The following is a 10,433-nucleotide window of genomic DNA, read 5'->3' on the forward strand; positions in this document are numbered from 1 at the left end:
TTATACCTTCTTCGGAGGTAAGTCAAAGGCAATGGCCTCGTGCTCAAAGTGCTCTTTGTGCGACCCATCACAAAATGGCTTGTTGGCAGATTTTCCGCAACGGCACAAAGAGACAATCGTTCTTCCCTGAAGACCGTATGCATTGCCTTCTTTGTCTACAATTTCAAAATCTCCGTCGATTTTCAAGGAGCCATTATTGTTTACTGTGATTTTGGTCATGGATGTTTTTTTGACGCAAATGTAGAAACTTAGAAACCGGATAAAAGGAATTAGGCGAGTGGTGTGTAGTTTTGTGTCTAAATAGTCTGAATATCTCAAAATCTTTCAGTTTGTCTTTCGATCCACTCGCCTTCGACCTTCCTGTTGTTGACATTATTCCACAGATCAGGGAGAGTCTGGCTAAGGAAAACACCCTGATCGTGAATGCGCCTCCAGGAGCAGGAAAAAGCACACTGCTACCACTAGCGCTGATGAACGAGCCTTGGTTGGCCGGTAAAAAAATACTGATGCTGGAGCCCCGGCGCCTGGCGGCAAGGTCGATAGCCACCCGTATGGCTTCCATGCTGAATGATGACCTGGGAAAGAAGGTCGGCTACCGGATCAGGTTCGAAAACAGGACGTCGGATCAAACGCAAATCGAAGTGCTCACTGAAGGTATCCTCACCCGGTTGATCCACTCTGACAATGCGTTAGAAGGGGTGGGGATGGTTGTTTTCGATGAATTTCATGAAAGGAGCCTGCATGCCGACGTCGCCCTGGCGCTTTGCAGAGAGGTGCAGCAGGTGCTGCGGCCCGATCTGCGCATCATGATCATGTCGGCCACGCTGGACATGGAGAAGTTGCCTGAGCTCATGAAAGCGCCTGTGGCCGTGAGTGAAGGCAGGCAGTACCCTGTGGAGGTGGTTTACACCGGCGAGCAGGATCTGATGCTGTTGCCGGAAATGGCTGCCCGAACCATTCTTAAGGCTTCCAGAGAACGGGAAGGAGACATTCTGGCATTTTTCCCTGGAGAAGGGGAGATCAGAAAATGTGAGGAGCTGCTCAGAAAGGAAATGACTGATTTCGCTATCCACCCGCTTTACAGTCAGCTGCCACAAAATCAGCAATTCGCCGCCATCATGCCAGTCAACGACGGAAGGAGAAAGGTGGTGCTGGCCACTTCGATAGCAGAAACAAGCCTCACGATAGAGGGCATCAAAGTGGTGGTGGACACTGGCTACGGCCGCACCTCGAAATTTGATCCCCGCTCGGGTTTATCGAGGCTTGAAACAGTGCAGATATCCAAGGATTCCGCCGACCAACGAGCGGGCAGAGCAGGCAGGCTCAGCCCCGGTACCTGCTATAGGATGTGGAGCAAAGCTACACAGGAGCGGCTGGAGCCGCACCGAACGCCAGAGATCATGGAAGCTGACCTGGCCAACCTTATGCTGGACATGGCGCAATGGGGCATCGTGGATGTTAAACAGCTTACCTGGTTAACACCGCCGCCAAAGGGCGCTCTTGCCCAGGCTTCAGATACCCTGCATCAGCTGGATGCACTTGAAAATGCCAGGATCACTTCTCACGGCAAGAAGATGCATGAGCTGCCTTGTCATCCCCGGATTGCTCACATGCTGTTAAAGGCTGAAGAATCAGAAAAGCTGGAGTTAGCCACCGATTTAGCCGCTGTGCTGGAAGAAAGAGACCCCTTGCCACGAGAGACTGGCATCGATATCACCTTGCGGATTGAGGCCTTGCGAAGGTTTCGGGATAATGGCGGGCAGGGCAGGCAGTTTGGGAGGATTGAAAAAGTGGCGGAATCGTATCGGAGGATATTTAATCTGGGAGAAGACAACGGGGTTTTTGATCCCTATGAGGTTGGTTTGCTATTGGCCTACGCCTACCCGGAAAGAATTGCTTGTGCCCGGCCTGGCAACAATGCGCAGTTTCAGCTGGCCAATGGGAAGTATGCCATGGCCGGACATATGGATGACCTTGCGCATGAACCATGGCTGGCAGTGGCCCACCTCGACGCTCGTGACGGCATGGGTAAGATTTTTCTGGCTGCTCCCCTTAATCCTAAAGACCTCACCCCCTTGGTGAAAGAAAAGGAAGTGGTGACGTGGGACACACGAAAGGGAGGCCTCATAGCGTCGCTCGATTTGAGAATTGGAAGCATTATCCTTCGCTCGAAACCATTGCCAACACCCAATGAAAGCCAATTGATACAAGCGATAAGTGAAGCCATCGCAAAGGAAGGGGAGGCGCTTCTGAACTTTGACGATAAGTTCGTTCAATGGCAGAGCAGGGTAATGAGCTTAAGAAAATGGAATCCGGAGCAGGGCTGGCCCGATGTAAGTACACATTCACTATTGGCGACAAACGGAGAGTGGTTGGGGCCTTATTTATCGGGCATTAAGAGGCCGGAGGATTTAAAAAAGATTGACCTGGCTGAGGTGCTCAATAGCTCTCTGGACTGGGAAATTCAAAAAGAGCTGGAGAAATTAGCTCCAACACATATTGAGGTGCCGAGCGGATCAAGAATTAAGCTACAGTACTTTTCTACCGGGGAATCTCCTGTATTATCGGTCAGGTTGCAGGAAGTGTTTGGCCTCGCTGAGACACCAAGAATAAACGGAGGTAAAACCGCTGTGGTGCTGCATCTGCTATCTCCGGGATACAAGCCGGTGCAGGTAACGTCAGACCTCAAAAGCTTCTGGAGCAATGCCTATTTCGAAGTAAAGAAAGACCTTAAGAGAAGGTATCCGAAACACTCCTGGCCCGATGACCCCTGGACGGCGCTGGCAGTGCGAGGGGTACAGAGAAAGGGCAGGTGATCCTACCAGGTGCTTTTAGCCAATTCAGGGTTTACTTGATGTGTCGGCCCATCGATCAATTTGACGAACCGCAAAGCTTTTCCATCACGCTGGCCACTTTGGTGTCGCCAAGTTCACTGGCCATCGACAAATCGCTACAACCACCTTGTTTGTCACGAAGCCTGATCTTCTCGATACCCCTAAGCTTATAGGCCCTGCTTGACTGGGGATTGATTTCAATGACTTTTGTGAAATCCTCTATCGCACCTCTGTAGTCTTTTAGTTTGTCTTTGGCGGTTGCCCGGTAATAAAATGCTTCCTCGTGGTTTGGAGATAGTTTCACGACTTCGGTGAGGTCTGCTATGGCGCCATCAAGGTCTAGCATTTCGATCTTTGCCATGCCCCTCACGTAGTAAGTCTTTAGCTTATCAGGATCGTCAATCAGGTACCTCAGGGCGTTGGTGTAATCTTCGATGGCCCCTGCATAGTTTTTTAGCTCGGCACGAGCATTACCTCTGTCGTAATACACTTCCCCCTTCAGTCCATACAGTTGGATGGATTTGTTGTAGTCAACAATGGCGGCTTCATAATCCCCTTTGACGGCACTAACGTACCCCTTGCCCCACCAATACTGGGCGGAATCTGCGTCGGACGCTTTCTCCTGGGATTTCGATTCCCCATTAAAAAATACGACGAAGAGGACTCCTACGGTTAATAGCTTCTTAATCATGCTGGTCGACTAAATCAGTTAATCTCAATTTCCGAAAAAAAAATACAACGTCGCTCGATCACAATGTTTATAAATCGGTAAAACAAAATATTTCAGGCGGCGTAGTTACAAACTAGTAAAACAGAAAAAAACGAAAGTGGATAACTAAAATTACTCATGTAAGTTTATAATGTTCACTAGTGTTGATATCACATTATCGTTAAAGGTAACCCCTAATAATTATTTTTTTTATTACTTAAGTCCTATAATTAATGTAAGCCTGACAGTGTTTAAGAATAAAAGACTGTGAAAGAGCACTATTTTTTATCAAAAGTCATCGAAAATGGCCAGTTGACAGCAGAAACACCCCTTTTTGTGTTTGGTTTTGATGTCATATCAAATGAGATTTTCGCCCCTTTCACCAACCCGGAATGAGCGAGCCAATTTTTATCATACACACTTCCATTGTAGGCCACTTCATTAACATAAAAATTTGCATGATTGTTTTCCGGTGCAAGAATTTCAATGTTTTTACCGTTTTCCAGGGAAATCATTACTTCTTTGAACAGGGGAGCTCCCAGCACATATTGATCGGTGCCAGGGCACACGGGATAGAAGCCCATGGCTGAAAAGACATACCAGGCGGAGGTTTGTCCGTTGTCTTCGTCGCCACAGTAACCGTCAGGAGCAGGGGTGTACAGCTTGTTCATGACTTCACGGATCCAATACTGCGCCTTCCAGGGTTCTGAAGTGAAATTGTACAGATAGGTCATATGCTGGATGGGCTGGTTTCCGTGTGCATATTGTCCCATGTTCATGATTTGCATCTCTCTGATTTCGTGGATGGTGAAGCCATAATAGCTATCGTCAAAGAGCGGTGGCATGCTAAAGACGGAATCGAGCATGCTTATAAACATTTTGTCGCCACCCATGAGTTGCTTTAGCCCTTCTATGTCGTGAAAAACTGACCAGGTGTAGTGCCAGCTATTGCCCTCAGTGAATGCGTCTCCCCACTTGAGTGGATTGAAAGGCGATTGAAAACTGCCATCTTCATTTTTGCCTCTCATCAGTTTTGTCTCGTTGTCAAAAAGATTCCGATAGTTTTGTGAGCGCTTTTTGTAGAGATTGATGTCTTTCTGAGGCTTGTTGAGTGCTTTTGCCAGCTGATAAATGGTGAAATCATCGTATGCATATTCCAAAGTGCGTGCGGCGTTCTCGTTGATGCCAACATTGTAGGGCACGTAGCCCAGCTTATTGTAGTAGGGAGCACCCCTTCTGGCTACAGCGTCCATTGGCCCTTCGGTATTGGCATCTTTCTTCAACGCTTCGTACAGCGTATTGATGTCATATCCTCTGAGGCCCTTTATGTATGCATCGGCGACGACAGAGGCTGAATTGTTGCCTACCATTACGTTTCTGTATCCCGGACTTGCCCACTCGGGCAGGAAGCCACCCTCTTTGTAATCGTTGATGAGCCCCTCCTGCATTTCCTTGTTGATAGACGGATACAGAAGATTGAGCAAAGGGTAAAGAGCCCTGAACGTATCCCAGAAGCCTGTGCCTGAAAACATATAGCCGGGAAGCACTTGCCCATTGTAAGGGCTGTAATGAACGATTTTTTCCTGCCCATCCAGCTCGTACATTTTTTGCGGAAAAAGGAGTGTGCGGTAGAGGCATGAGTAGAACGTGCTCATCTGGTCGATTGAACCACCCCCGACGGCCACCACGCCAAGTTTTTCGTTCCATACTTTTTCTGCTTCGGCTTTTACCCGCTCAAAGGTTTTGTTGCTCACTTCCCTTTTCAGGTTGATAGTGGCCTGTTCGGGGCTGATAAAGGAGGAGGCTACTTTGATGTGCACCACTTCTCCCTTTTTTGTTGAGAAGCCCACTGCTCCCACAGCATGCCCTTTTTTGAGCGTGTCGGAAACGCTCCAATTCACTTTTTTATCCAGCTCAATGATAAAATAGTTGCGGAAATTGGCTGGCACTCCACCACTGTTTCTTACGGTGTAGCCAGTTATTCTGGCGTTTTCTTTGTCGATGGTTACTTCAGAACCTTTGTCGAAGCCATCAATAACGAGCCAGGCGCTGTCTGCCTCCGGATAAGTGAGCCTGAAAACAGCCGCTCTTTCTGTGGGGGTAATTTCGGTGGTAATGTTGGCATCGGCCAGGTACACGCTGTAATAGTGTGGTTGGGCTACTTCGGCCTTGTGCGAAAACCAGCTGGCCCTTTTGTCCTGATCGAACTGAACAGCTCCTGTGCCCGGCATAAGACTGAACTGACCATGGTCGTTCATCCAGGGCGATGGCTGGTGCGTTTGTTTGAATCCCCTGATTTTGTCGGCATCGTAAGTATAGGCCCAACCGTCGCCCATTTTTCCAGTCTGAGGAATCCAGAAGTTCATGCCCCAGGGAACGGCCACTGCCGGGTAGGCGTTGCCATTGGACAGCTCCATTTTAGAGTCTGTTCCCATGAGCGTATTGACCAGCGCAATGGGATTTTGCGTGGTTTGTGCCTGTAGTGCAAAAGACAAAAGGCAACAAGGGATAAGTAAGAGTAACCTCATAGAATACTGGTTGGAAAGTTATTTGAGCTGGCGAATAATAAAACAATTGGTGCTATCTGGAGAAGCTCAACGCCATTCCCCAAAGTACCATCTGTAAAAGTAAATACTTAGATATTGTTTAGCCAGACTGAGAAGTCATTTTTCGGACTTAAATTGCTTTTTTGAAACTCATTTGACAAGCCTCCTAAAAAGAAAAAGGAATGAAGCATGCGTTTGAACTCACTGTCGCTCTTGTTTTTAGCGTTCTTGTTTCAAAAGCCCAGCCCTCCGGCACGCCGCTAACACCCCGGCAGCTGACAGACTCACTTGAAGTGCTGATGGAAAGGAACGACATCCCTGGTATCATGCTGACCATTGTTAAAGATGACAGCACCATCTTTTCAGGCGGACTGGGTGTGAAAGACAAAGGGACCAACTCGCAGGTAGATGGATCGACCCTGTTCAGATTGGGCTCCATCACCAAAAGCTTTGTGGCGTTGGGCGTGCTCAGGTTAGTGGAAGAAGGCAAGTTTTCGCTGGAAGACGAAGTGAAGGCGTTGGCGCCGGAAATCGACTTTGAGAATAGCTTTGAGCCGGAGCACCCTGTGCGGGTAAAACACCTGCTTTCGCACACAGCTGGGTTCGACGACATGCACCTGAATGAGGTTTATAATACATCCGATACCGTCGTTTATCCTCTAAGGAAGGTGCTGGAACAGCACATGAAGACACTTAAAGTACGGTGGCAGCCGGGAACCCGCTATGCCTATAGCAACCCTGGTTGGACAGTGGCCGGTTATCTTATCGAAAAGTATGCTGAGCAGCCCTACGATGAGTTTATCACGGAAACGGTGCTCAACCCAATCGGAATGAAGACCTCTAACTTTAAGTCTGTTCCTGAGGGACAGGCTTATTCCAAAGGATATGATGGAACAGGCAATGAAGTGCCCTTTCTCCCTATCTATCATCGCCCTGCAGGAGCCTTCAATAGCAATGCCGATGATATGGCACGGTTTCTTTCTTTTTGGATCAACAGAGGCAGGGTAGATTCTGCCCAGGTTTTTCCCTCAAAAGTACTTGAGCTGATGGAGGCACCAGCCTACACCATTGCCAATCAGGCGGGCTTACCAGTTGGCTACGGTTTAGGTAACTATACTTTTGATACGCAGATGCCTGCCTCGTTTCATGGGCACGATGGCGGGATTGATGGTTTTTCTTCCTCTTACGGCTACAATTGTCAGTATGGGATAGGTTATGCCATTTCCAACAATGCAGGCAAGGGCATGGGAGATTTGGTCAACCTTGTCAAGCAGTTTCTTGTGCAGGACGTATCAGTTGCCAAACCCGCTACGCAAGCATTGGACGTTGAAACAATGAAACGATACGAGGGCTACTACCTCTTCAAGGCCTCCCGTAATCAGATTTTCGCCTTTATCGATCGCATATTCAGCACCTGCGAGGTAACCATCGATAACGACACGCTGTACCTGAAGCAGTTTATGAAGGATCGCTTTCCCGTGCTACCGGTTGCTAATCCGGGAGGTGAGGGCTATCTTTTTGCCGGACTCAAAGACTATGTTCCCAGTCATGTATTTGTACCAACCGACAAAGGTGAGCCCGTGCTGGCTACAGCAGTTGTTGGCAATTACCTTGAGAGAGTGAAATACTCAAGCGTTCTCACCAAGAGGGTGCTACTGGTGGCATCGTTGGTGTTGCTTGTAAGCTCATGTTTTGCTACTCTGATTTGGCTGATTTTTGCTATCAGGAAGTCTTTGGCCTGGCAGGAGTTCCTTCGGAGAATGGTGCCGTCGTTGGTGGTGGTTGGTTTGATTATGATTGCTACGGGGCTGTTCGGAACCATCAATAAGTTAAGTGAAGCAGGCGAACCGAACGTCAATGGCTGGCTAATTTATCTGGGAGGTTGGATCATCCTGTTCAGCGCTTTTTTAAGTACCCGCTTTGGTATTATGAACTTTAAATTGGGTGAGAAGAAGGCTTTCTCGGTGTATTATATCTTGCTGGCCTTCTCTTGTGTGATTGTCACCTTGTTTCTTTATGATGCGGGTTGGATGGGATTGAAAGTGTGGGAGTACTAGGATAACCTTGTTCCCGTTGTCTAGCATAAGCTTGCCCATGTTCGCCATCTGTAGGCGATAAGTCAGACCATTGGGGTATAGTTACAGCCTATTCACTAAAGAACCACTTTGTATTTCGTACGGATTGCTTAGATTCATCTGAAATCTGGAAATATGAGCAAGAAGAAACTACTGGTGCTTACAGGCGGCGGCGACTGTCCCGGCCTGAACGCTGTGCTGCGGGGGATTGTAAAGAGGTCGCAGCAAAATCCCGAGTGGGAGGTGTACGGAAGCATTGAAGCCTACAACGGTGTACTGAGCGACCCGCAGGAGATTGTCAGGCTGGATAACAAGGCCATCGCCGGCATCCACGTAAAGGGCGGCACTATCATAAAAACAACCAACAAAGGAGGGCCATTTACCTGGCCGGTGAAGCATGAAGATGGTACCTGGTCCAGTATTGATCGCTCCGATGACTTACTCAACCGCCTCGATGATCTCGGCATAACCGCAGTGATTAGTATCGGTGGGGATGGTTCGCAGCGCATTTCGCAGAAGCTTTACGAGCGGGGTTTGGATATTGTGGGTGTGCCGAAAACCATTGACAACGATCTTTCGGGCACCGATTTTACTTTTGGTTTTCAAACAGCGGTGCAAATTGCCTCCGATAGCCTTGATAAGCTGGTAACCACTGCCGAAAGCCACCACCGGGTTATGATCATGGAGGTGATGGGCAGGGCAGCGGGGTGGATTGCTCTCCATACGGCCATTTCCGGCGGAGCAGAGGTTTGCCTTATTCCGGAGATACCTTACGATATAGAGAAAATAAAGCAACGAATTGACCAGCGTTACCACAATGGAAAGGGCTTCGCTCATATTGTGATGGCTGAAGGTGCTAAGCCGATTGGAGGAGATGTGGTTGCCACTAAAAGCAATGAGGTCGGGTATAAAAATGTCCGGTTGGGGGGATGTGCTTACCGGCTTTCTCAGGAATTGAAAGATGCAGGCTGTGAGGCCGATATTCGAGAGACCGTATTGGGGCATATCCAAAGAGGAGGAGGGCCAATAGCCTTCGATAGGGTACTTGCCCTACAGTTTGGTGTGAAGGCATTTGAAATGGTGCTGGAACGGAAGTTTGGCAGGATGGTGGCCTATAAACACAACGACATCGTGGACGTACCATTGCTGGAAGCCATTAGTACCTACAATTATGTTAACACGGATTCCTACCTCGTGAAAACAGCCAGAGGGTTAGGCATCTCTTTTGGAGATTAAGTCTGCCTTCAATAGAACCTGTATCACTTTTAAAGCGGTGAGGCTGGGCAAAAAAAAAGCCAAACAACATTGTTTGGCTTTTCGAGGAAGTTAGGTTGATTAATAATAAACCGGGCATAAAGGATCCTTTGACAGGGCCTTTATTAATACTCTGTAGTTGAGCATGATCTCGTGCGTTCCGTTGGTGTACTGCCTTTGGCTACTGGTAACCATATCATAGGCATAGCCAAGCCGAATGTTCTCGTTCAAAACGAGCTGAGTAATCAACGTCATTGAGTCACCGCTACGATAGGAGAGACCTGCGTAAACAATGTCTTCAAATATCACATTACAGTTAAGGTCGATACCCAATGGCAGGTTATCCTGGTACCTGATCAGCACAGCAGGGAGAAGGTTTATGTTGTCGGTTAAAGGGAAAACCATTCCTCCGGTTAAATATACGTAACGGGGTGTTCTTGCTTCCGTCTCCTTACCCAAACTTACGTCGACAACCCTATTCTTTACGATATGAGGGATCGAAGCTCCCAGGTACATCCGTTTGTTATAGTAGTAAGCGCCTGTTCCGAAATTCGGACTGAACTTTCGGTCAGTGCCAATCAGAATATTGTCATTTTTGTCCCTAATGGTTAGTAGATCGTAGTTTGACCTTCTGTCATTGAACCCGCCCTGAAGACCCATTGCCAAATACCCTGTCGATAGCTTGATTTTGTAGGCATAGCTGGCATAAAATCCATAATCGGTATGAATACCCACCTGGTCTCTGGTTGCCATCAGTCCCACTCCAATCTGGTTACTAAACAAAGGTGTGTGCGCAGTAAACGTTTGGAAGGACGGTGCGCCATCAATATTGACCCATTGATCCCGGTGGATAACCGCAGCGCTGAATTCGTTGGTGCTTCCTGCGTAGGCAGGGTTAAGCACCATTCCGTTGTACATGTACTGCGAAATAACCGGGCGTTGCTGGCCGAACACCCCCCAGCTACCCAACAACAACACTATGTAGAACGATAATCTAGTTACAATCTTCATACTT

General features: G+C 48.2%; 7 protein-coding genes. 3 read left to right on the top strand and 4 right to left on the bottom strand.

What is annotated here, in order from left to right:
- Positions 1–219, bottom strand: coding sequence for a CDGSH iron-sulfur domain-containing protein (locus ACMVP2_RS24145; RefSeq protein WP_151998692.1), 219 nt, complete (start codon positions 217–219; stop codon positions 1–3).
- Between the two features lie 110 nt (positions 220–329).
- On the opposite strand from ACMVP2_RS24145, the gene hrpB reads away from it, so the two are divergent.
- Complete coding sequence (gene hrpB, locus ACMVP2_RS24150; protein WP_416865457.1) at positions 330–2,816, top strand: ATP-dependent helicase HrpB; 2,487 nt, start codon at positions 330–332, stop codon at positions 2,814–2,816.
- A gap of 55 nt (positions 2,817–2,871) precedes the next feature.
- Here hrpB and ACMVP2_RS24155 read toward each other — a convergent pair whose 3' ends face one another.
- Together ACMVP2_RS24155 and ACMVP2_RS24160 are read right to left on the bottom strand one after the other, a co-directional pair.
- The gene (locus ACMVP2_RS24155; RefSeq protein WP_416865458.1) at positions 2,872–3,525 is read right to left on the bottom strand and encodes a tetratricopeptide repeat protein; all 654 of its coding nucleotides are present in this window, start codon (positions 3,523–3,525) and stop codon (positions 2,872–2,874) included.
- A 296-nt stretch (positions 3,526–3,821) separates the two neighbouring features.
- Complete coding sequence (locus tag ACMVP2_RS24160) at positions 3,822–6,071, bottom strand: GH92 family glycosyl hydrolase (protein ID WP_416865459.1); 2,250 nt, start codon at positions 6,069–6,071, stop codon at positions 3,822–3,824.
- Positions 6,072–6,271: 200 nt separating this feature from the next.
- Between ACMVP2_RS24160 and ACMVP2_RS24165 the strand changes: the two genes are divergently transcribed.
- Complete coding sequence (locus ACMVP2_RS24165; RefSeq protein ID WP_416865460.1) at positions 6,272–8,146, top strand: serine hydrolase domain-containing protein; 1,875 nt, start codon at positions 6,272–6,274, stop codon at positions 8,144–8,146.
- 153 nt (positions 8,147–8,299) lie between these two features.
- Positions 8,300–9,400, top strand: a complete 1,101-nt coding sequence (locus tag ACMVP2_RS24170; protein ID WP_416865461.1) for a 6-phosphofructokinase — start codon at positions 8,300–8,302, stop codon at positions 9,398–9,400.
- A 99-nt stretch (positions 9,401–9,499) separates the two neighbouring features.
- On the opposite strand, the gene ACMVP2_RS24175 is transcribed toward ACMVP2_RS24170, so the two are convergent.
- Positions 9,500–10,429: a type IX secretion system membrane protein PorP/SprF gene (locus ACMVP2_RS24175; protein ID WP_416865462.1), complete on the bottom strand. Its 930-nt coding sequence runs from the start codon at positions 10,427–10,429 to the stop codon at positions 9,500–9,502.
- Positions 10,430–10,433 lie beyond the last annotated feature (4 nt).

The sequence above is a fragment of the Imperialibacter sp. genome (genome assembly GCF_048007035.1).
Classification (GTDB): Bacteria; Bacteroidota; Bacteroidia; order Cytophagales; family Cyclobacteriaceae; genus Imperialibacter.

Excerpts from the sequence above, each read along its gene's own strand:
- ACMVP2_RS24145 (WP_151998692.1), bottom strand. The coding sequence starts at position 219 with ATGACCAAAATCACAGTAAACAATAATGGCTCCTTGAAAATCGACGGA.
- ACMVP2_RS24155 (WP_416865458.1), bottom strand. The coding sequence starts at position 3,525 with ATGATTAAGAAGCTATTAACCGTAGGAGTCCTCTTCGTCGTATTTTTT.
- ACMVP2_RS24160 (WP_416865459.1), bottom strand. The coding sequence starts at position 6,071 with ATGAGGTTACTCTTACTTATCCCTTGTTGCCTTTTGTCTTTTGCACTA.
- ACMVP2_RS24175 (WP_416865462.1), bottom strand. The coding sequence starts at position 10,429 with ATGAAGATTGTAACTAGATTATCGTTCTACATAGTGTTGTTGTTGGGT.
- ACMVP2_RS24170 (WP_416865461.1), top strand. The coding sequence starts at position 8,300 with ATGAGCAAGAAGAAACTACTGGTGCTTACAGGCGGCGGCGACTGTCCC.
- ACMVP2_RS24165 (WP_416865460.1), top strand. The coding sequence starts at position 6,272 with ATGAAGCATGCGTTTGAACTCACTGTCGCTCTTGTTTTTAGCGTTCTT.